18 protein-coding genes and 1 pseudogene are annotated in these 20,215 nt (G+C 69.7%); 12 read left to right on the top strand and 7 right to left on the bottom strand.

Features of this window, described 5'->3' with window-relative positions; all coding sequences use genetic code 11:
* Positions 1-30 precede the first annotated feature (30 nt).
* The 4 genes from ubiT (at position 31) to ubiD (ending at position 3,418) form a co-directional block, all read left to right on the top strand.
* Entirely contained in the window at positions 31-558 is a 528-nt protein-coding gene (gene ubiT / locus ABD767_RS00605; protein ID WP_103044645.1) for a ubiquinone anaerobic biosynthesis accessory factor UbiT, read from the top strand.
* Positions 555-959: a putative zinc-binding protein gene (locus ABD767_RS00600; protein ID WP_103044646.1), complete on the top strand. Its 405-nt coding sequence runs from the start codon at positions 555-557 to the stop codon at positions 957-959. The genes ubiT and ABD767_RS00600 overlap by 4 nt, the downstream gene beginning before the upstream one ends.
* On the top strand, positions 952-1,536 hold the full coding sequence (locus ABD767_RS00595; RefSeq protein WP_103044647.1) for a UbiX family flavin prenyltransferase: 585 nt from the start codon (positions 952-954) through the stop codon (positions 1,534-1,536). The genes ABD767_RS00600 and ABD767_RS00595 overlap by 8 nt, the downstream gene beginning before the upstream one ends.
* A 397-nt stretch (positions 1,537-1,933) precedes the next feature.
* Complete coding sequence (gene ubiD / locus ABD767_RS00590) at positions 1,934-3,418, top strand: 4-hydroxy-3-polyprenylbenzoate decarboxylase (protein ID WP_344867581.1); 1,485 nt, start codon at positions 1,934-1,936, stop codon at positions 3,416-3,418.
* Between the two features lie 18 nt (positions 3,419-3,436).
* On the opposite strand, the gene ABD767_RS00585 is transcribed toward ubiD, so the two are convergent.
* Together ABD767_RS00585 and ABD767_RS00580 are read right to left on the bottom strand one after the other, a co-directional pair.
* Entirely contained in the window at positions 3,437-5,059 is a 1,623-nt protein-coding gene (locus tag ABD767_RS00585; protein WP_344867579.1) for a methyl-accepting chemotaxis protein, read from the bottom strand.
* Positions 5,060-5,352: 293 nt separating this feature from the next.
* A pseudogene (locus ABD767_RS00580) lies at positions 5,353-5,631 on the bottom strand (acetoacetate--CoA ligase); the annotation flags it as partial.
* On the opposite strand from ABD767_RS00580, the gene ABD767_RS00575 reads away from it, so the two are divergent.
* Together ABD767_RS00575 and ABD767_RS00570 are read left to right on the top strand one after the other, a co-directional pair.
* The gene (locus ABD767_RS00575; protein ID WP_344867744.1) at positions 5,547-5,870 is read left to right on the top strand and encodes an EAL domain-containing protein; all 324 of its coding nucleotides are present in this window, start codon (positions 5,547-5,549) and stop codon (positions 5,868-5,870) included. The pseudogene ABD767_RS00580 and the gene ABD767_RS00575 sit on opposite strands and share 85 nt — an antisense overlap.
* 293 nt (positions 5,871-6,163) lie before the next feature.
* Complete coding sequence (locus ABD767_RS00570; protein WP_344867577.1) at positions 6,164-7,528, top strand: MBL fold metallo-hydrolase; 1,365 nt, start codon at positions 6,164-6,166, stop codon at positions 7,526-7,528.
* A 7-nt stretch (positions 7,529-7,535) separates the two neighbouring features.
* Here the strand turns inward: ABD767_RS00570 and ABD767_RS00565 are convergent, their stop codons facing one another.
* A complete protein-coding gene (locus ABD767_RS00565) occupies positions 7,536-9,641 on the bottom strand; it encodes an acetoacetate--CoA ligase (RefSeq protein WP_344867575.1) in 2,106 nt (701 codons plus the stop codon).
* 133 nt (positions 9,642-9,774) lie between these two features.
* On the opposite strand from ABD767_RS00565, the gene ABD767_RS00560 reads away from it, so the two are divergent.
* The 3 genes from ABD767_RS00560 (at position 9,775) to ABD767_RS00550 (ending at position 12,407) form a co-directional block, all read left to right on the top strand.
* On the top strand, positions 9,775-10,950 hold the full coding sequence (locus tag ABD767_RS00560) for an MFS transporter (protein WP_344867573.1): 1,176 nt from the start codon (positions 9,775-9,777) through the stop codon (positions 10,948-10,950).
* Between the two features lie 280 nt (positions 10,951-11,230).
* Positions 11,231-11,707, top strand: a complete 477-nt coding sequence (locus ABD767_RS00555) for a methyltransferase (protein WP_103046547.1) — start codon at positions 11,231-11,233, stop codon at positions 11,705-11,707.
* A 19-nt stretch (positions 11,708-11,726) separates the two neighbouring features.
* Positions 11,727-12,407, top strand: coding sequence for a DUF4124 domain-containing protein (locus ABD767_RS00550; protein WP_344867569.1), 681 nt, complete (start codon positions 11,727-11,729; stop codon positions 12,405-12,407).
* Positions 12,408-12,409: 2 nt separating this feature from the next.
* Here ABD767_RS00550 and ABD767_RS00545 read toward each other — a convergent pair whose 3' ends face one another.
* Positions 12,410-13,342, bottom strand: coding sequence for an SDR family oxidoreductase (locus ABD767_RS00545; RefSeq protein WP_344867567.1), 933 nt, complete (start codon positions 13,340-13,342; stop codon positions 12,410-12,412).
* Positions 13,343-13,384: 42 nt separating this feature from the next.
* Here ABD767_RS00545 and ABD767_RS00540 point away from each other — a divergent pair, with 42 nt between their 5' ends.
* The 3 genes from ABD767_RS00540 to ABD767_RS00530 all read left to right on the top strand — a co-directional run bounded on the left by ABD767_RS00540 (position 13,385) and on the right by ABD767_RS00530 (position 17,300).
* Positions 13,385-14,458: a CDP-6-deoxy-delta-3,4-glucoseen reductase gene (locus tag ABD767_RS00540; protein WP_344867565.1), complete on the top strand. Its 1,074-nt coding sequence runs from the start codon at positions 13,385-13,387 to the stop codon at positions 14,456-14,458.
* A 25-nt stretch (positions 14,459-14,483) separates the two neighbouring features.
* The gene (locus ABD767_RS00535) at positions 14,484-15,452 is read left to right on the top strand and encodes a Bug family tripartite tricarboxylate transporter substrate binding protein (RefSeq protein WP_344867563.1); all 969 of its coding nucleotides are present in this window, start codon (positions 14,484-14,486) and stop codon (positions 15,450-15,452) included.
* Between the two features lie 276 nt (positions 15,453-15,728).
* Complete coding sequence (locus ABD767_RS00530) at positions 15,729-17,300, top strand: acyl-CoA synthetase (RefSeq protein ID WP_344867561.1); 1,572 nt, start codon at positions 15,729-15,731, stop codon at positions 17,298-17,300.
* A 121-nt stretch (positions 17,301-17,421) separates the two neighbouring features.
* Here the strand turns inward: ABD767_RS00530 and folK are convergent, their stop codons facing one another.
* The 3 genes from folK to ABD767_RS00515 are packed head-to-tail and all read right to left on the bottom strand — an operon-like array spanning position 17,422 to position 20,197.
* Positions 17,422-17,892 carry a 2-amino-4-hydroxy-6-hydroxymethyldihydropteridine diphosphokinase gene (folK, locus tag ABD767_RS00525; protein WP_103043553.1) on the bottom strand — a complete coding sequence of 157 codons (471 nt, stop codon included), beginning with the start codon at positions 17,890-17,892 and terminating at the stop codon, positions 17,422-17,424.
* Entirely contained in the window at positions 17,889-19,484 is a 1,596-nt protein-coding gene (gene pcnB, locus ABD767_RS00520; RefSeq protein ID WP_344867559.1) for a polynucleotide adenylyltransferase PcnB, read from the bottom strand. The genes folK and pcnB overlap by 4 nt, the downstream gene beginning before the upstream one ends.
* A complete protein-coding gene (locus tag ABD767_RS00515) occupies positions 19,481-20,197 on the bottom strand; it encodes an HAD family hydrolase (RefSeq protein ID WP_344867558.1) in 717 nt (238 codons plus the stop codon). Before ABD767_RS00515 ends, pcnB begins: the two co-directional genes overlap by 4 nt.
* Positions 20,198-20,215 lie beyond the last annotated feature (18 nt).

Below are 20,215 nucleotides of genomic sequence, written 5' to 3'. Positions count from 1 at the left end.
CCGTAAACTGACAGAGCAAGGATGGACACGATGATTGCCACGCCCCCACCCCCAATCACATTGCCGCGCCCCGTCGGCGCGCTGCTTGCCCGCCTGCCGGCCTACCCCGGCTCGCTGCTGCTGGTCAAGGCCATCAACCTGGCGCTGGCGCGCCAGCTGCCCGACGACGTCAAGGCCCACCTGCTGGACAAGCGCATCAGCATCCGCGTGCGCGACGCCCGCCTGGCATTTGACTTCAGCTGGAACGGCACGCGCTTTGCCCCCGGCCGCCCCTGGCCCGAACCCGACCTGGCGATCAGCGCCAACGCGCAGGACTTTCTGCTGCTGGCCCAGCGCCGCCAGGATCCGGACACGCTGTTCTTCAACCGCCGCCTGGTGATGGAGGGCGACACCGAGCTGGGTCTTATCGTCAAGAACGCGCTGGACGCTCTGGAGCTGCCGGTGATGGACCCGATGCACTGGACGCCGCGCGCCGTGCTCGAACGCAGGGCGCCGCACCTGGCGCGCCAGCTGCCTCCGCTGCCTTCGCTGGGCAGGCTGCTGGGAGGCCGACCATGAGCGACGACAACCCCATCCAGCGCGAAGACCTGCCACTGGTGTATTCCTGCTCGGGCTGCTCCAGCGCCGCGCAACTGGCCAATCAGGTGGCTGTGCAGATGGATCGGCGTGGCGTGGCCGAGATGTCGTGCATTGCCGGCGTTGGCGGCGACGTGCCGCAGCTGGTGCGCGTGGCCACGTCGGGCCGGCCCATCATCGCGCTGGACGGCTGCCCGCTGGAATGCGTGCGCCATTCTCTGGCGCGCCACGGCGTCGCACCCGCGCGCCACTACCAGCTGCACAAATACGGCGTGAAAAAGCGCAAGCACCAGGACTTCGACCCGGCGCAGGCGGCGCAGGTGCTGGCCCAGGTCAGCCAGGATCTGCAAGAGCACCCGCTGACCGCCGCAGAACATGCCTGAGCCGCGTCGCATCATCGTCGGCATCTCGGGCGCCAGCGGCGCGGTCTACGGCGTGGCGCTGCTGCGCGCGCTGCGCACCATCGAAGAAGTCGAGTCGCACCTGGTCGTCTCTGCCGCCGGCTGGCTCAACATCGCACACGAGACCGGCATGGACGCCGCGGCGGTGCACGCGCTGGCCGACGTCGTCCATCCGATCGACGCAATTGGCGCCAGCATTGCCAGCGGGTCGTTTGCTGCTTCAGGCATGGTGGTCGCGCCCTGCTCGATGCGCACGCTGGCGGCCATCGCCCACGGCCTGGCCGACAACCTGCTGACGCGCGCCGCCGACGTGATCCTGAAGGAGCGCCGCCGCCTGGTGCTGCTGGCGCGCGAAACGCCGCTGCACCTGGTGCACCTGCGCAACATGACGACGGTGACCGAAATGGGCGCCATCGTCTGCCCGCCGGTGCCGGCCTTCTACCAGAAGCCGCAGACCGTGGACGACATCGTCCAACACAGCGTGGCGCGCGCTCTCGACCTGCTGGAGCTGGAGCATGATCTGGCGCCGCGCTGGCAGGGCCTGCCGAAGAACCCCTGATTTCATGGCTGCCAGCGCCTTAGAGCGCGTTTACGATCTTGCGTCATGGCACGATTCAGCCTGACCCTGTGCAAGCGCCGCCCCTCACCCCTCCCCGCCGCAGCGAGACGCTGCGCTCTTCAGGCTGTCCAGTTGCGCGCAGGCGCAGCTGGAGCCGCAGCCTTCAGCCCCAAAGGGGCGAGGGCGATCGGTCGCTCTGGCTGTCCCCTCTCCCTGTGGCGAGAGGACTGGGGTAATTCCATTTCTATATCAACCGATTACTTTGTCGGCTTCGCTTGTCGTGCTACAGCACTGTCTGCGCTTCACCTTCGCGTACTCGATCGATATAGAAATGGAATAAGGGCTCACGATCCACACTCAGGCGCGTAGCCGTTCAAGAAACCTGGCGTTGAAAATCATGCATTACCGCGACCTGCGCGACTTCGTCACCCAACTGGAGGCCGCCGGCGAGCTGCGCCGCGTCAAAGCACCCGTCTCGCCCCACCTGGAGATGACGGCGCTGGCCGACCGCGTGCTGCGCGCAGGCGGACCGGCGCTTTTGTTTGAAAACCCCACGGGCCACCGGATGCCGGTGCTGGCCAACCTGTTCGGCACGCCCGGCCGCGTGGCGCGGGCGCTGGGCGTGGCGGGCCTGCATGAAATCCGTGCGTTTGGCGAGGTGCTGGCGCAACTCAAGGAACCCGAGCCGCCGCGCGGCATGAAGGACCTGTGGGGCCGGCGCGACCTGCTCAAGACGCTGTGGAGCATGGCGCCCTCGGTAGTGCGCCGCCCGCCGTGCCAGCAGATCGTGTGGGAAGGAGGCGACGTCGATCTGGGCAAATTGCCCATCCAGCACTGCTGGCCCGGCGACGTCGCACCCCTCGTCACCTGGGGCCTGACCATCACGCGCGGGCCGCACAAGGCGCGGCAGAACCTGGGCATCTACCGCCAGCAGGTCATCGGCAAGAACCAGCTCATCATGCGCTGGCTCTCGCACCGCGGCGGCGCGCTGGACTTTGCCGAGCACTGCCGCCAAAACCCCGGCCAGCCCTACCCCGTGGCGGTGGCGATTGGCGCCGACCCGGCGACCATCTTGGGCGCGGTCACGCCCGTGCCCGATACGCTGTCGGAATACCAGTTCGCGGGCCTCTTGCGCGGCGCGCGCACCGAGGTGGCCGACGCACTGGGTGTGCCGCTGCAGGTGCCCGCAAGCGCGGAAATCGTGCTCGAAGGCCATATCCATCCCGACGCGAACCACAAAAGCGGTTGGCAGCACGCGCTCGAAGGCCCCTACGGCGACCACACCGGCTACTACAACGAATGCGCCGAGTTCCCTGTGTTCACGGTGGAGCGCATCACCCAGCGCGAGGGCGCGCTCTACCACAGCACCTACACCGGCAAGCCGCCCGACGAGCCGGCCATGCTGGGCCTGGCGCTCAACGAGCTGTTCGTGCCGCTCTTGCAGCGGGCGTTTCCCGAGATCATCGACTTCTACCTGCCGCCCGAGGCCTGCAGCTATCGCATGGCCGTGGTGCGCATCCGAAAAGCCTACGCCGGCCACGCACGGCGCGTGATGATGGGCGTGTGGAGCCACCTGCGCCAGTTCCTCTACACCAAGTTCGTCGTCGTCGTCGACGAGGACATCGACGTGCGCGATTGGAAGGAAGTCGTGTGGGCCATGACCACGCGCATGGACCCGGTGCGCGACACCATGCTGATCGAGAACACGCCCATCGACTACCTCGACTTCGCCTCTCCCGTCTCGGGCCTGGGCGGCAAGATGGGCATGGACGCGACCAACAAATGGCCGGGCGAGACCCAGCGCGAATGGGGCCGCACCATGGCGATGGATGCCGAGGTCACCCGGCGCATGAACGCGCTGGCAGACGAGTTGGGGCTGTAGCGGCGGCGCGCGCCCCGCTCACGCCCGCGGCAAGGCCGCGATCTGCCCGGCCGCTGCGCACGCCGCCGGAATCTGCCGGGTAGGCTCCTGCGCCGCCTCTCCTACCACGAAGACCGCGACCTCCTGCGCCAGGCGCTGCGCCTGCTCGCTCATGGCGGCGGCCGCCGCACTGGACTGCTCGACCAACGCGGCGTTTTGCTGCGTCATCCGATCCAGGTCTGCCACCGCCTGGTTGACCTGCGCGATGCCGCCCGCCTGCTCGGCCGAGGCTGCCGTGATCTCGCCGATCAGCGCGCTCACCCGCTGCACGCTTTGCACGATGTCGTGCATGCTGCGCCCCGCCTGCTCGACCTGCTCGGAGCCGGCATGCACGCTGTCCACGCTGGCGCCGATCAGCTGCCGGATCTGCCGCGCAGCGCCGGCCGAGCGCTGCGCCAGGCCGCGCACCTCGCCGGCCACCACGGCAAAGCCGCGCCCCTGCTCGCCGGCGCGGGCAGCCTCGACGGCGGCGTTCAGCGCCAGGATGTTGGTCTGAAACGCAATCGAGTCGATCACCTGGATGATGTCGGCGATCTGCTGGCTCGACTCGGTAATTTGCCGCATGCTGGCCACGGCCAGATCCACGCGTTCGCCGCCCTGCGCGGCCACTTGCGCGGCGCTGGAGGCGAGCTGATTGGCCTGGCGCGCGGTGTCGGCCGACTGGCTGACGGTGGCGGTGAGCTGCTCCATGCTGGCGGCCGTCTGCTGCAGGCTGGCAGCCGCCTGCTCGGTGCGCGCCGACAGGTCGTGGTTGCCGCTGGCAATCTCGCCAGCGGCGGCGGACACCGACTGCACACCGCCGCGCACCTGCCCGACCAGCACGCGCAACTGCCGCGCCATGCCCGACAGCGAACGCAGCAACTGCCCCAGCTCGTCGCGGCGCGTGTCGTGCACGTCGCGCGTCAGATCGCCCCGGGCGATGGCGTCGGCCAGCCCCACGGCGCGCGCCAGGGGCATGGTGATCGAGCGCACCAGCGCCAGCGCCAGCGCCGCGCCGGCCAGCACCAGGGCAGCCGTCAGCGCGGCCGCCAGAACGTAGGCGCGCCGGCGATTGTCCTGGCCCTGGACTGCGGCCTGGGCGCGCTCGCCCTCCTGCAGGCTGACCAACTCGCCGAGCAGCTGGACATAGGCGTCAGTGGCCGGGCGCAGCTGCTGCTGGGCCAGCTCGACGGAGGCAGCGACGTTGCCGGCCTCGCGCTGGCGGTACACGTCCATCGCGATCTGGCGAAACTGCTCACGGTTGCTCGCCAGCCGCGCCAGCAACGCCTGCTCGGGCCCACTGCTGGCGCTGGACTCGATCTGGTCCTGCAGGTCGGCGATCTCCTGGTTGTTCTTGCGGCTCAGGCGCGCCATCTCGCCGACCAGCTGCGGCTCGGACGAGACCGCGCTGACCACGAAGCGCTCGGTGCTCAGCTCGATCAGGGACTTCCACTGCATGGTGGTGGCAATGCGCGCATCGGCCGCCTGCATGCGTTGGCGCGACTGGCTCTCGGTGGCTTCGACATAGCCCACCACCGCCAGCCCCAGCGCCAGCATCAAGCCCATACCGCCCAGCACGGCGCCCCACAGCTTGTGCGCCACCGTCAAGTCCTTCAAATGCATTGCCCGTCTCCTTGGTCGCCGTGCATTTGCTCCTCGACCAGTGTTGTGAGTTTTGGAGACAGTTTTTTACCAAGAGGCAGGAGCGACTCCAAACAAACCGGGCAATGTCCCGGGCGCTCGCCTGATGGAGGTTGCGCAGTGCGTGCAAACCTGTCATGACGGCAGCGGCCGCACCGCGCTGGCGCCGCGTCATTCCGTTTTTATATCAATCGAGTACGCGAAGGTGAAGCGCAGACAGTGCTGTAGCACGGCAAGCGAAGTCGACAAAGTAATCGGTTGATATAGAAATGGAATCAGGCAGTGGTATCTGCCTCCTGCGCGCGCCGGCCCGCATAGTCCACGTACCACTGCAGCGATCCGGGGTTGGCCATGGCCTCCTTGTTCACCACCTTCTCCAGCGGCTGGCCCAGCAGCAGCTTCTTGATCGGCAGCTCCTGCTTCTTGCCCGACAGCGTGCGCGGGATCTCGGGCACCTGCTCGATCGCGTCTGGCACAAAGCGCGGGCTCAGGCTGGCGCGGATCGCGTCCGACAGGCGGTTCTTCAGCGCATCGTCCAGCGCGACGCCCGGGCGCGTCGCGCAGTTGTCTGCCGCACGAGCGGGTAGACGTATCCGTGGCGCAAACCGTGATTGCCCTGGCGCGCGGACTGGATCTGCAAGTGGTGGCCGAAGGCGTGGAAACACCCGAGCAACAGCAATGGCTGCTGCACCACGGCTGTCATCTGCTGCAAGGCTATTTGCTGGCCAGGCCCATGCCGCTCAACGAGTGCGAGATGTTTCTGGAAAGATTGGCCGCAGACGCCGTATCCTGAACCGCGGCAGCCTAGTGCAGTGTTCGATGCTTGATGTGACAAATAAAACCGATGGATTTTTGGTCTGGGCAAGGCGCAAACCGCAGCGATAGCCGTCGCTATCGCGAGGATTTGCAACGCCGCCCAGGCCGAAAAGACGCGGTTTTATGTCGCAGATAGCGTCGAACACTGCACTAGCTTACCGTGACCTTCGCGCAGCCTCGCGCCTGAAACCCACGATCCATGCAAGCGGTGGAAAATTCGCCCGAGCGTCTGTTACGGTGATGGGGAACCACCACCGCACGGAGTGCCCCATGCCCGTCACCCTCACCTTCCTCGGCGGCGCCGCCACCGTCACCGGCTCCAAATACCTGGTGCGCCACGGCGGGCAGAGCCTGCTGGTCGACTGTGGGCTGTTTCAGGGCTACAAGCTGCTGCGCGAGCGCAACTGGCAGCCGCTGCCGGTGGCGCCCGCCAGCATCGACGCGGTGCTGCTCACCCATGCCCACCTGGATCACAGCGGCTACCTGCCGCTCTTGGCGCGCGAGGGGTTTGCCGGGCCGGTGTTCGCTACCGCCGCCACGCGCGCGCTGTGCGCCATCTTGCTGCCCGACAGCGGCCATCTGCAGGAGGAAGAAGCGGCTTACCTGAACCGTCACCGCCTCACGCGCCACAGCCCGGCTCTGCCGCTGTACACCCGCCAGGACGCGCTGCACAGCCTGCGCCTGCTGCAGGAGCGCCCCTGGCACACGCCCTTCGAGCCGCTGCCCGGCTGGCGTGCCTCCTTCACGCGCGCCGGCCACATTCTGGGCGCAGCCAGCGTGCTGCTGGAGGTGAGCGGACGGCGCATCCTGTTCTCGGGCGACCTGGGCCGGCCGGACGACCTTTTGATGTGCGCGCCCGAGCCGCCACCCGCAGCCGACACGGTGCTGGTCGAGTCCACCTATGGCGAGCGCCAGCACCCGGCCACCGATGTGCTCGACGAGCTGGCCGCGCCGCTGGCGCGCCTGGCCGCGCGCGGCGGCGTGGCCGTGGTTCCGGTGTTTGCCGTAGGGCGGGCGCAGACGGTGCTGCACGCGATTGCCCGGCTCAAGCAGCAGGGACGCCTGCCTGCGGCGCTGCCCGTTTACCTGGACAGCCCGATGGCGGTGGACACCACCGTGCTGTTTGGCCAGTACGCGCGCGACCACTGCCTGACCCACGCCGATCTTGTCGCCATGGCGCACGGCACCACACTGGTGCGCGATGTGGAGGACTCCAAGGCGCTGGCGCGCCTGCACGGCCCGCGCGTGATTCTGTCGGCCAGCGGCATGGCCACCGGCGGGCGGGTATTGCACCATCTGGCGCTGTATGCGGGCGACCACCGCAACATGGTCATCCTGACCGGCCACCAGGCGGGTGGCACGCGCGGCGCGCGCATTGCGGCGGGCGAAAAATCCATCCGTATCCACGGCCGCGAGGTGGCGATCCACGCCGAGGTGGTGCAGCTGGCCAGTGCCTCGGCGCACGCCGACAGCGAGCAGCTGCTGGCCTGGCTGCGCCAGCTGCCCGCCGCGCCCCGGCATGTCTATGTGGTGCACGGCGAGCTGGCGGCGGCCGACGCGCTGCGCCAGCGCATCAACCACGGACTGCACTGGCCGGCGCGCGTGCCCGAGCACGGCGCCAGCGTGGTGCTGTAGCCGACCCCTATGCGCCGGCCTGCGCCGCGCGGCCCGCGGCGTAGTCCACATACCACTGCAGCGATCCGGGGTTGGCCATGGCCTCCTTGTTCACCACCTTCTCCAGCGGCTGGCCCAGCAGCAGCTTCTTGATCGGCAGCTCCTGCTTCTTGCCCGACAGCGTGCGCGGGATCTCGGGCACCTGCTCGATCGCGTCTGGCACAAAGCGCGGACTCAGGCTGGCGCGGATCGCGTCCGACAGGCGGTTCTTCAGCGCATCGTCCAGCGCGACGCCCGGGCGCAGCACGACGAACAGCGGCATGAAGCTCTCGCGCCCCAGGAATTCCAGGTCGACCACCATGCTGTCGAGCACCTCGGGCAGCGTCTCCACCGCGCTGTAGATCTCGCTGGTGCCCATGCGCAGGCCGTGGCGGTTGATGGTCGCGTCCGAGCGGCCGTAGATCACGCACCACTCGCCCTCTCCGCTCTCGTCGCCGATGCGCAGCCAGTCGCCGTGGCGCCAGACGCTGCCGGCCTCGGCACCCAGGTCGCCGCCGCCGGGCCTGCGGCCGTGGCCGGGCGGGTACATCTCGAAGTAGCTGGCCAGGTAGCGGGCGTTGCCCGGGTCGTTCCAGAACGACAGCGGCATCGACGGAATGGGCTGGGTGCACACCAGCTCGCCCACCTCGCCGACGACGGGCTCGCCGGCATCGTTCCAGGCCTCGACGGCCGCGCCCAGCATGCGGCACTGCATCATGCCGGCGCTCTGGGGCAGCTCGCGCGTGCCGCCGATGAAGCCGCCGGCAAAGTCGGTGCCGCCCGAGATGTTGAACCACCAGATGTCCTGCTGCGCCGGCGTTGCGGCAATGGCGCGAAATTGCTCCGTGCCCCACTGCTGCACCTGCGCGGGCAGGGGCGAACCGGTCGTGCCCAGCGCACGCAGGCGCGACAGGTCGCCGCAGCCGGACAGATCGACGCCCGCCTTCATGCAGCCGGCGTAGACCGCCGCGCCCGATCCCAGGAAGGTGACGCCGTGGCGCGCGGCAAAGCGCCACAGCGTGTGCCAGTCGGGCGCGTCGCGCGAGCCGGCGGGGCTGCCGTCCAGGATCACGCAGGTGGTGCCCGTCAGCAGCCCGGCCACCTGCATGTTCCACATGATCCAGCCCGTCGAGCTGTACCAGCAAAAACGCTCGCCCCAGCTGTTGGGCGCATAGCTGCAGCCCAGGTCGGTGTGCAGCCCGCCGGCCATTGCTTCGAGCAGGATGCCGCCATGCGAATGCACGATGGGCTTGGGCAGGCCCGTTGTGCCGCTGGAGTAGACGATCCACAGCGGATGGTCGAAAGGCAGCCACGCCGGTGCAAAGCCGCGGGTCTGGTCGTCGTCGCGCGCGCAGATGGCGCCGAAGTCGGCCGCGTCCTCCAGCGCCGGCGCCTGCGCCAGGTTGTGCACGCCGATGACGTGGCGCAGGCTGGGCAGCTGACTGCGCAGCTCGCGCACCACGTCGGCGCGGACTATGTCGCGCCCGGCCCAGGTCACGCCGTTGACCGCGATCAGCACCTTGGGCTCGATCTGGCGAAAGCGGTCGAGCACCGCGCCGGTGCCCATGTCGGGCGCGCACACGCTCCACACCGCGCCGATCGACGCGACGGCCAGGAAGGCGACCGCCGCCTGCGCGATGTTGGGCAGGTAGGCGGCCACGCGGTCACCCGGCTCAACGCCCTGCTTCCGAAGGTGCAGCGCCAGCGCCGCGACCTGGCGGCGCAGCTCGGGCCAGGACAGCTCGGTCACATCGCCGTGCTCGTTCTCACAAATGATGGCGGCCAGGCCCGCGGCGTGCGCCGCGTCCACATGGCGCAGCGCCTGCTGCGCGTAGTTGACCTGCGCGCCCGGGAACCACTCGGCGCCGGGCATCACGTTGCGCGCGAGTACCGCCCGGTGCGGCGTGGGCGAGCACAGTTCGAAATAGTCCCAGATGCTTTGCCAGAAGGCGTCCAGGTCGCTGACCGACCAGCGCCACAGCGCTGCGTAGTCGTCGAACTGCAGGCCGTGCCGCTCGCGCAGCCAGTCCTGGTACAGGCGGATCTGGGGAACGTAGGGGGGATTGTGGGAAGGGGTGGTGGCAGAGGTGTTCATGGCGCTGCATCTTTACCCCGACCCGCGCCAGCGGCAAGCGTGAAACCCAGCACGGGCGCGCCCTGCGGGCGCTATCGGGGGCCAAAAATGTCACCCAGGCGACGCCGCCGCGCCACCGATACACTGCCCGTCCATGAACGTCAACCTGCTGCTGCTGACCCTGGCCCAGGGCCTGTTTCTGGTCAACAACGTCACCTTCATCGCAATCAACGGCCTGGTCGGCCTGCAACTGGCGCCCTACGGCTGGATGGCCACGCTGCCGGTGATGGGCTACGTGGTCGGCGGCGCCATTTCCGCGCCGCTGGTGGCGCGCACGCAGACGCGCTTTGGCCGGCGCGGGTCGTTCCAGATCGGCCTTGCGATAGCGCTGGCGTCGGCGCTTCTTGCGGCCTACGCAGCCTGGTCGCGCCATTTCACGCTGCTGCTGGCGGCCACCGCGATTGCCGGCTACTACAACGCCAACGGCCAGCTCTACCGCTTTGCCGCGGCCGAGCTGGTCGCGCCCGGCTGGCGCGAAAAAGCCGTCTCGCTGGTGCTCGCGGGCGGGCTGCTCGGCGGCGTCATCGGCCCCAACCTGGCCGCGTGGACGCGCGCGCTGCTGCCCACGCCCTTCGTCGGCGCCTACCTGGCGCTGGCCGCCGTCGCGCTGCTGGCCATGGGCGTGGTGGCGCTGATCAAATTCCCCGCTGTGCACGCACACGCCGCCCACGCGGCCAAGGGGCGCAGCCTGGGCCAGATCATGCGCCACCCGGTGTTCATCGTCGCCACGCTGGGCGCTGCCATGGGCTATGGCGTGATGAACCTTTTGATGGCCGCCACACCGCTGGCCATGGACATGTGCGGCTTCGACTTCGGCGCCACCGCCCAGGTGCTGCAGTGGCACGTGATCGGCATGTATGCGCCGGGCTTTTTCACCGGCAGCCTGATCAAGCGCTGGGGCGTGCTGCCCGTGATGGGCCTGGGCGTGCTGCTCAACCTGGTGTGCGTGGGCGTGGCGCTGTCGGGCGTGGGCATGACGCACTTTCTGCTGTCGCTCACGCTGCTGGGCGTGGGCTGGAATTTTCTGTTCACCGGCAGCACCACGCTGGCGCTGACCGCCTACCGCCCCGAGGAAAAAGACCGCGCGCAGGCGGCGATCAACTTCTGCGTGTTCGCGACCATGGCGCTGACCTCGTTCGCCTCGGGCGCGCTGGTGACGACGCAGGGCTGGCTGTGGCTCAACCTCGGCTCCCTCGCGCCACTGGCCATCACCGCGGCCGCGCTGCTGTGGCTGGCGCTGCGCCGGCGCACGCTGGCAACGTCGATCTGAGAGCGTGTTTACGATCTTTTCATAGTGCCCGTTGCCCCGCAAAAGCGGTGGCTGCAAGGCGCAAAGCGCAGCCGGGCTGGTGGCCCGGCGAGTATTTGCAACGCCGCAGACGCTGCTTTTGCGGGGCAACCCTTCGGGCAATGCAGCAAAAAGCCGCACTCAGCGTTGCGCACCTTGTCCAGGCCACCAGCATGGCCTGCGGCGCGCGCCTCGATTGCGGCTTTTTGCTGCATTGCGGGCATCATGAAAAGATCGTAAACACGCTCCGAGGAAACAGACGATGCAACGCAATTGGTACGAGCTGCGCCTTCCGCCGCCGGTCATCGACGGCCTGTGCGCCCTCGTCATGTGGGCGCTGGCGCGCGCCCTGCCCCAGGCACAGCTGTGGCCCCAGGGTCAACTCTGGGCCACGGTGGCCGCGCTGGTGCTGGCGGCCCTCGGCGGCGCGCTGGCGCTGGCGGGCCTGGCGCACTTTGCCCGCGCACGCACCACCTTCAACCCGCTGGCGCCGCAGCACACGCGCGCGCTGGTCACCAGCGGGGTCTACCGCATCACGCGCAACCCCATGTACCTGGGCATGCTGCTGGTGCTGGCCGGCTGGGCGCTGTGGCTGGGCAACGCGGCCAGCTGGCTGGGCCTGCCGCTGTCGGTCGCGCTGCTCACCTGGCTGCAGATCCTGCCCGAGGAGCGCTTTCTGCGCGCACGCTTTGGCGCCGCGTTCGACGACTACCTGCGGCGTACGCGGCGCTGGCTGTGAAGCGGCGGACAATCGCGCCATGACGCTGCCTCACCGCCTTCGCACTCACGCCCGCATCCGCCAGCTGGCGTGCTCCGCATGCGCCGCGCTGGCGCTGGCCGCCCTGGCCTGGCCCGCCGCCGGCTGGGCCCAGGTGGTGCGCTGCACCGACCCGGCCACCGGCAGCGTGACCTATACCAACGGCCGCTGCGACGCAGGCGCGCGCGGCGTGGAGATTGCGCCGCCGCCAAGCGCCGAGGACATCGCCCGCGAGCGCCAGCAGGCCGCCGAGGCCGAGCAGCGCAAGCAGGCGCGCCGCGCGCAAGAACACGCAGCCGCCCAGGCCGCGGCCCAGGCACAGGCCGCGCCGGCGCCGGCCCAGCCGCCCGACCCCGCCCAGTCCAGCGCCTGCCGCCAGGCGCGCCAGGCACTGGCGCAGCAGCTGGCCACGCTCGACCCCAGCCTGTTCGATACCCGCGCGCGCCTGGACGCCGCCCAGCGCCAGGCCGACCTGGCCTGCCTGACGCCCTACGAGCAGGCGCGCATCGCCAGCGAACGCGCGGCCGATACGGCGAGCACGGCACCGGTCATCGTCGTGCCGCCCCCGCACCAGCGCCCGCCACACCACCAGCGCCCGCCGCGCCCACAGCCGCGCGAGATCACGCACTGCAACGTGTTTCGCTGCTACGACAGCCGCGGCAATACCTACCCGATTCCCTGAAATCAACCGCGCAGCCCCTCGGCCACCGTCGGGTAGCGCAGCACCAGGCGCAGCTCGCGCGCCAGGCGCACGGTGCGCAGGCGGCGCGACTCGCCCATGAAGCTCAGCAGCGTCGCGGGCAAGACCTCGGCTGCCTGCGCGCGCGCCACGCGCGGCGGGCGCGGCAGGCCGTACAGGTCGGCCGCCAGGTCAAAGTAGTCGCCCATCTTCAGGTCGCTGGCGTCGCTTGCGTGGTAGGTGCGCAGCGCCCGGCCGCGCCACAGCGCCGCCAGGCAGGCGCGCGCCAGGTCGTCGGCGTGGATGTGGTTGGTGTAGACGTCGTCCTCGGCACGCAGCACCGGCGTTGCGCGCAGCAGGCGCCCCTGCGGCGTGCCGCCCGCGCGATCGGCGGCGTAGATGCCTGGCGCGCGCAGCACGCTGGTGCGCACGCCCCCCGAGCGCCCGAGCAGGCGCAGCATGTCCTCGGCGTCGACGCGGCGCTGCGCGCGCGCCGTTGCCGGCGCCACCGGGCGCGACTCGTCGACCCACTGGCCGGCGCAGTCGCCATAGACGCCGGTGGTCGAGACATAGACCAGGGCCCGCGGCGCGCTGCGCCGGCGCAGCGCCTGCACCAGCGCGCGGGTGCGCGTGTCGTGCGCGCCCCGGGCCGGCGGCGGCGCCAGGTGCAGCAGCTGTGTGGCCAGGCCGGCAAAGCGGGCCAGCGTGGCCGGCGCGTCCAGGTCGCCCGCCAGCGGCACCGCGCCCGCGGCGCGCAGTTGTGCTGCGCGCGCCGGCTCGCGCAACAGCACCAGCACGCGCGGGCCGCGCCCGTGCTGCAGGGCGCGCGCCTGCTGGCGCAGCACGCGCTGGCCGACGTCGCCGCAGCCGACGATCAGCAGGCGCGGACGGCGAAAGCGCGCCGGCAGCGCCCCCAGGGGGTTTTGGTTCGAAGGCAAAATAGACTGTTTTTGACCGAAACAAACAAGGATAACCAGTCCATGACGACTTCCGAGTCCGGGCACAAGGTCACGGTCGCGCCCAGCGGGCGCAGCTTCAGCACGCACAACGGCGAGACCATTCTGGCTGCGGCGATCCGCGCGGGCATCGGCCTGCCCTACGGCTGCCGCGACGGCGCCTGCGGTTCGTGCAAGTGCAAGAAGCTCGAAGGCGCGGTGGTGCACGGCCCGCACCAGCCGCGCGCGCTCAGCGCCGAGGAGGAGCAGGCCGGCATGATCCTGACCTGCAGCGCCGTGGCGCTGGGCGACGTGGTGATCGAGTCGCGCCAGGTGACCGACGAGAGCGCCTTCCCGGTCAAGAAGCTGCCGGTGCGCATCGCACGGATGAGCCGCCTGGCACACGACGTGATGGAGCTGCGCCTGCAACTGCCCGCCGGCACGCCGCTGCGCTACCACGCGGGGCAGTACATCGAGTTCGTGCTCAAGGATGGCGCGCGCCGCTCATATTCGATGGCCAACGCGCCGCACACGCTGGCCACCGAGCCCATGGTGCAGCTGCACCTGCGCCACATGCCAGGCGGCCTGTTCACCGACCACGTGTTCGGCGCGATGAAGGAGAAAGACATCCTGCGCATCGAGGGGCCGTTCGGCAGCTTCTACCTGCGCGAGGACGGCAGCAAGCCCATCATCGCGCTGGCCTCGGGCACCGGCCTGGCGCCGATCAAGGCGCTGATCGAGCACCTGCAGCACCTGGGCAGCACACGCCCCATCACGCTGTACTGGGGCGCGCGCCGCCCGCGCGACCTGTACCTGGACGCCTGGGTGCGCGCGCAGCAGCAGGCCATGCCGCAGCTGACCTATGTGCCCGTCGCCTCCGACGCGCTGCCCGAGGACGGCTGGCAGGGACGCACCGGCTTTGTGCACCAGGCGGTGCTGCAGGACTTTGCCGACCTGTCGGGCCACGAGGTCTACGCCTGCGGCGCGCCCGTCGTCGTCGATGCGGCGCTGGCTGCCTACACCAAAGAACGCGGCCTGCCGCCCGAAGCCTTCTACGCCGACGCCTTTACCAGCGAGGCCGACAAGCACGACGCCCGGCCCGAAGCGGCAACCCTTTGAACCACCCCATCCCCAAGGAGTCCTGATGCAACGCAGACAACTGCTGCTGGCCGCCACCTTCGCGGCCGCCCTGGCCAGCCCGCTGACACACGCCCAGAACGGCCCGATCCGCCTGATCGTGCCCTACCCGCCGGGCGGGCCGCTGGACATCACCGCGCGCGTGCTGGCCGAAGGCGTCAAGGACACGCTGGGCACCGTGGTCGTCGAGAACAAGGCCGGCGCGGGCGGCAACATCGGCGCCGACGTGGTTGCCAAGGCCGCGCCCGACGGCACGACCATCGGCATCGCCGCCACGGCCACGCACGCGGTCAACCCCTGGCTGTTCAGCAAGATGCCCTACGACGCGGGCCGCGACTTTGCCGGCGTCACGCAAATGGTGCGCGTGCCCAACGTGCTCGTCGTCAACGCCGATCGCGCGGCCAGGCTCGGCATCAACTCGCTGGCCGACCTGGTCGCCTACGGCAAGGCCCACCCGGGCCAGCTCAACTACGGCAGCGGCGGCAACGGCAGCGCCGGCCACCTGGCCGGCGAGCTGTTCAAGCACCAGGCGGGCATTTTTGCGCTGCACATTCCCTACCGCGGCGCCAACCCGGCGCAGCTGGCGCTGCTGGCCGGCGAGGTGGACTTCAACTTCGACAACCTGGCCGCCGCCGCGCCCAACATCAAGTCGGGCAAGCTCAAGGCACTGGCGGTCACCTCGCTGAACCCCAGCCCGATGCTGCCCGGCGTGGCGCCGATGTCGGCCCGCTACCCGGGCTTTGCCATCGACACCTGGTGGGGCCTGGTCGCCCCCGCGGGCACGCCCGCGCCGGTGCTCGACAAGCTGAGCCAGGCCTTTGGCGCGGCGCTGGCGGCACCAGCCACGCGCGAGCGCTTCGAGAACCTGCTGGCCGAGCCCGTGGCCAGCACGCCCGCGCAGTTCGACCAGTTCATGGCCGCCGAGCGCGCCAAATACCAGCCGCTGGTGAAGGCCTCGGGCGCCAAGGTCGACTGACACAGCTGCCCTGCCTACGGCGCAGCCGCCTGGCGACGGGCGGCTGCGCTTTTTTGTGTCCGGCACCGGTGGTCCGTGGGCGCTGTCCCCTGCGGTACAGACCCGGTTTGTGCGTCGGCGCGCCGCCCCATCACAATGGCCGTTTCATTCCATTTCTATATCGATCGAGTACGCGAAGGTGAAGCGCAGACAGTGCTGCAGCACGACAAGCGAAGCCAACAAAGTAATCGGTTGATATAGAAATGGAATCAGCAAACAGAAACAGGAGACACACCAATGACCGCCCCCATCTCCCCGGCCGTGCGCCGCCAGACCATCGCCGACGTGCTCACGCGCACCGCGCTGCGCCTGCCCCACAAGACGGGCATCGCCTGCGGCGGCACTCGCTGGAGCTATGCCGAGTTCGACACGCTGGTCTCGCGCCTGGCCGCGGGCCTGGCGGCCATTGGCGTGGCCGAGGGCGACAAGGTGGCCGTGCTGGCGCGCAACTCGCACGGCTTTGCCGCGCTGCGCTTTGCGCTGGCGCGCCGCGGCGCGGTGCTGGTGCCGATCAACTTCATGCTCAAGGCCGACGAGGTAGCCTTCATCCTGCGCCACGCCGGCGCGCGCACGCTGGCCACCGACAGCGGCCTGGCCGAGCTGGCCCAGGCAGCGGCACGCCTGGACACGCAGGTGGCGCAGTTCATCTGGCTGCCCTCCGAGGAAGACAGCGCGCCGGTGGCCGGCATGCACGACTTCCACCAGCTGGCCGCCTGCACCGATGCCCTGCCCGAGCCGCAACTGGGCAGCACCGACGTGGCGCAAATCGTCTACACCAGCGGCACCGAGTCGTCGCCGAAGGGTGCGATGCTGACGCACGACGCGGTGCTGTGGCAGTACGTCAGCTGCGTGATCGACGCCGAGATCGCCGAGGCCGACGTGACTCTGCACGCGCTGCCGCTGTACCACTGCGCGCAGCTGGACGTGTTCTTCGGCCCGGCCGTCTACATGGGCAGCACCAACGTCATCACCGCAAAGCCGACGCCCGACAACCTGCTGGCGCTGCTGCAGCAGCACGCCATCACCAGCTTCTTCGCGCCGCCGACGGTGTGGATCGCGCTCCTGCGCTCGCCGCTGTTCGACCCGGCGCGCCTGACCCACCTGGCCAAGGGCTACTACGGCGCATCGATCATGCCGGTGCAGGTGCTCAGGGAGATGGCCGAGCGCCTGCCCGCGGTGCGGCTGTGGAACCTGTACGGCCAGACCGAGATTGCGCCGCTGGCCACGCTGCTGCTGCCGCAGGATCAGCTGCGCAAGGCCGGCTCTGCCGGGCGCGCGGCGCGCAACGTGCAGACGCGCATCGTCGACGACCGGATGCAGGACGTCGCGGTCGGCGAGGTGGGCGAGATCGTGCACCGCTCGCCCCACCTGATGCTGGGCTATCTGCACGACGACGAGCGCACGCTGGCGGCGTTCGAGGGCGGATGGTTTCACAGCGGCGACCTGGGCACCATCGACGACGAGGGCTTCATCACCGTCGTCGACCGCAAGAAGGACATGATCAAGAGCGGCGGCGAGAACGTCGCCAGCCGCGAGGTCGAGGAAATGATTTACCGCATGCCCCAGGTCAGCGAGGTGGCGGTGATCGGCCTGCCCGATCCCAAGTGGGTCGAGGCGGTGACCGCCATCGTCGTCGTCAAGGACGGCCACGCCCTGGACGAGGCCGCCGTCGTCGCGCACTGCAACCAGCACATGGCGGGCTTCAAGGCGCCCAAGCGGGTGGTCTTCGTCGACCAGCTGCCCAAGAACCCCAGCGGCAAGCTGCTCAAGCGCGCGCTGCGACAGCAGTACCTGTCAGAGGCCGGGTAATTCCATTTCTATATCGATCGAGTACGCGAAGGTGAAGCGCAGACAGTGCTGCAGCACGACAAGCGAAGCCGACAAAGTAATCGGTTGATATGGAAATGGAATAACCCGGCCGGGGCGCAAGTCACCACCAATCACCGTCCAGACGCGCCAGCCGCTGGCCGGCCACCGCCTGCAGCGCGGCAGCATCCACCTGCTCGGGTGATATTTCCGCCAGCGGCAGCAGCACGAAGGCGCGCTCCTGCATGCGCGGGTGCGGCAGCTGCAGCGCCGGCGTATCCAGCCGCTGGCCGGCGTAGAGCAGCAGGTCCAGGTCCAGCGTGCGCGGCGCGTTGCGGTAGGGGCGCTCGCGCCCGGCGGCGTTCTCGATGGCCTGCAGAGCGTGCAGCAGCGCCAGCGGCGCAAGCGTGGTGTCCAGCCGCGCCACGGCGTTGAGGTAATCCGGGCCAGCGGCGTCCACCGGTGCGCTGGTGTACAGCGACGAGACCTGCTGCAGCCGCGTGCCGGGCAGCTGCGCCAGCGCCCGCACCGCCGCGGCAAGCGCGGCGCGCGCATCGCCCAGATTGGCGCCCAGGCCGACCCAGGCCGCGCTCACGCGCCGTCGCCGGGCGGGTGCTGCGCCTCGCCCTGGCCGCTGCCGGCGGGCTTGCGCCGGCGCCGGCGGCGTTTCTTGGGCGCGTCATGCGGCACGCCGTCGCCGGCGTCCGGCGGGGCCATGTCTGCATCTTCATGCGCTGCCAGCGCCTTGGCCACGCCGCGCGCCGGGGCGGCACCGGCCTTGGCCGGCGCCTTGCGCTGGCGCTCGCGCTGCGACTGGCGCAGCTGCTCGCGCACCTGGGCGAGCATGTCCTCGCGGCGGCCGTCGTCGGCAATCGAGAACTCCTGCCACCAGCTGACCAGTTCCTCCTCGACCTCGCCCACGTCGGCGCGCAGACGCAGAAAGTCGAATCCGGCGCGAAAGCGGATGTGCGCCACCATGCCAAAGGGCTGATTGCCCGAGCGCTTCTCGAAGCGCGGCTGCATGGCCCAGATCTCGCGCATGTCGGCGGCCAGCTTGCCGCGGCCCGACACGTCGCCGATGCGCTGCTCGAACACCGAGTCGATCGCGCCCTGCAGTGCCGGAAACGCGTGTTCGCCGCGCGCCAGGTTGTGCTGCCAGCGCTCCTGCACGTCCTGCCACAGCACGCAGGCCAGCAGAAAGCTGGGCGCGACGGCCTTGCCCTCGCCCACGCGCCGGTCGGTGTCGGCCAGCACGGCCTTCACCATGGGCAGATCGGCGCGCGCGACGACGATGTCGAGCAGCGGGTAGATGCCGCGCGCCAGGCCCAGCTTCCTGAGCTGCTCGACCGAGGCCAGCGAATGCCCGGTCTGCAACAGCTTGAGCATTTCGTCGAACAGCCGGCTTTGCGGCACCTCCTGCAGCAGGTGCTCGCTGGCGACCAGCGGCTTGGCCGTCTTGGGCTCCAGCGCAAAGCCCAGGCGCGAGAGCTTGGCGGCAAAGCGCACCGCGCGAATGATGCGCACCGGATCCTCGCGGTAGCGCGCGGCGGCGTCGCCAATCATGCGCAGCACGCGTGCATTGGCGTCGGCAATGCCCTTGTGGTAGTCGACGACGATCTGCGTCTCGGGGTCGTAGTACATCGCGTTGACGGTGAAGTCGCGCCGCGCGGCGTCCTCATCCTGCGGGCCCCAGACGTTGTCGCGCAGCACACGGCCGCTGGAATCCACCGCGTGCTTCATGCCGGCCAGGGCCGCCTTGCTGGTCTTCTCGTTGCCGCTGACCTGCTCGGCGGCGGTGTTGTCCAGGTAGGCGCGGAAGGTGGAGACCTCGATCACCTCGTGCTCGCGCCCGCGCCCGTGCACCACGTGCACGATGCGAAAGCGCTTGCCGATGATGAAGGCGCGGCGGAACAGCCCTTTGACCTGCTCGGGCGTGGCGTTGGTGGCCACGTCGAAGTCCTTGGGTTTGAGGCCCAGCAGCAGGTCGCGCACCGCGCCGCCGACGATGTAGGCCTCGAAGCCAGCGTCCTTGAGCGTGCGCACCACGTCCACGGCGCGCCGGTCCACCAGCTGCGGGTCGATGCCATGCACACTGGCGGGCACTTCCTGGCGCTTGCCGAAGCGGCGCTTGCCGCCCTTGCCGCCGGCGCCGTGGCCCAGCAGCTTGTCGATGAATTGTTTGATCATGTTTTTTCGTTGAACAGTTCGAGCACGGGCCAGCCGCGCTCCGTGGCCAGCGCGCGCAGGCGCTCGTCGGGGTTGGTGGCCACGGGGTGTTGCACGCGTTCGAGCAGCGGCACGTCGTTGAACGAGTCGCTGTAGAAGGTGGCGTCCACGTCCTCCCAGCCCAGGCCGCGTGCGGACAGCCATTCCTGCATGCGCGCGACCTTGCCCTCGCGCATCGACGGCACGCCGTCGATCTCGCCGGTGATCCAGCCGTCGGCGCCGCGCGCCAGCTGCACCGCCACCAGCTCCCGCACGCCCAAGAGCTGGGCGATGGGGCCGGTGACGAACTCGTTGGTCGCGGTGATGATGACCACCTCGTCGCCCGCGTCGCGGTGGCGCGCCAGCAGCGCCAATGCCTCGGGGCGCACCGCCGGCACGATCACCTCGCGCATGAAGCGCGCATGCGCCTCGGCAGCGGCCTCGGGGCCGGCGCGGCGCACCGCGTCGGTGGCAAAGCGCACGTAGTCGTGCACGTCCAGGCGCCCGGCCAGGTAGTCGTCGAAGAAGGCCTGGTTGCGCCGCCCGAAGTCGCCCGGGTCGCACCAGCCGATGCGGATGGTGAACTCGCCCCACTCGTAGTCGGAGTCCAGCGGCAGCAGCGTATGGTCGAGGTCGAACAGCGCCAGCCGCGTTCGGGCGGGCGCTGGTGCGCAGGTTGGTGGGTCAGTGGTCATGCAACAGGAAAGAAGAAA

This window comes from Comamonas faecalis (assembly GCF_039538025.1).
Taxonomy (GTDB): Bacteria; Pseudomonadota; Gammaproteobacteria; order Burkholderiales; family Burkholderiaceae_C; genus Comamonas_C; species Comamonas_C faecalis.
The sequence above is the reverse complement of the archived record's forward strand: the minus strand, read 5'-3'. Positions and strand labels throughout refer to the sequence as shown.

Excerpts from the sequence above, each read along its gene's own strand:
- ubiT (WP_103044645.1), top strand. The coding sequence starts at position 31 with ATGATTGCCACGCCCCCACCCCCAATCACATTGCCGCGCCCCGTCGGC.
- ABD767_RS00515 (WP_344867558.1), bottom strand. The coding sequence starts at position 20,197 with ATGACCACTGACCCACCAACCTGCGCACCAGCGCCCGCCCGAACGCGG.
- ABD767_RS00530 (WP_344867561.1), top strand. The coding sequence starts at position 15,729 with ATGACCGCCCCCATCTCCCCGGCCGTGCGCCGCCAGACCATCGCCGAC.
- ABD767_RS00595 (WP_103044647.1), top strand. The coding sequence starts at position 952 with ATGCCTGAGCCGCGTCGCATCATCGTCGGCATCTCGGGCGCCAGCGGC.
- ABD767_RS00550 (WP_344867569.1), top strand. The coding sequence starts at position 11,727 with ATGACGCTGCCTCACCGCCTTCGCACTCACGCCCGCATCCGCCAGCTG.
- ABD767_RS00570 (WP_344867577.1), top strand. The coding sequence starts at position 6,164 with ATGCCCGTCACCCTCACCTTCCTCGGCGGCGCCGCCACCGTCACCGGC.
- ABD767_RS00555 (WP_103046547.1), top strand. The coding sequence starts at position 11,231 with ATGCAACGCAATTGGTACGAGCTGCGCCTTCCGCCGCCGGTCATCGAC.
- pcnB (WP_344867559.1), bottom strand. The coding sequence starts at position 19,484 with ATGATCAAACAATTCATCGACAAGCTGCTGGGCCACGGCGCCGGCGGC.
- ABD767_RS00585 (WP_344867579.1), bottom strand. The coding sequence starts at position 5,059 with ATGCATTTGAAGGACTTGACGGTGGCGCACAAGCTGTGGGGCGCCGTG.
- ABD767_RS00565 (WP_344867575.1), bottom strand. The coding sequence starts at position 9,641 with ATGAACACCTCTGCCACCACCCCTTCCCACAATCCCCCCTACGTTCCC.
- ABD767_RS00540 (WP_344867565.1), top strand. The coding sequence starts at position 13,385 with ATGACGACTTCCGAGTCCGGGCACAAGGTCACGGTCGCGCCCAGCGGG.
- ABD767_RS00600 (WP_103044646.1), top strand. The coding sequence starts at position 555 with ATGAGCGACGACAACCCCATCCAGCGCGAAGACCTGCCACTGGTGTAT.
- ubiD (WP_344867581.1), top strand. The coding sequence starts at position 1,934 with ATGCATTACCGCGACCTGCGCGACTTCGTCACCCAACTGGAGGCCGCC.
- ABD767_RS00560 (WP_344867573.1), top strand. The coding sequence starts at position 9,775 with ATGAACGTCAACCTGCTGCTGCTGACCCTGGCCCAGGGCCTGTTTCTG.
- ABD767_RS00535 (WP_344867563.1), top strand. The coding sequence starts at position 14,484 with ATGCAACGCAGACAACTGCTGCTGGCCGCCACCTTCGCGGCCGCCCTG.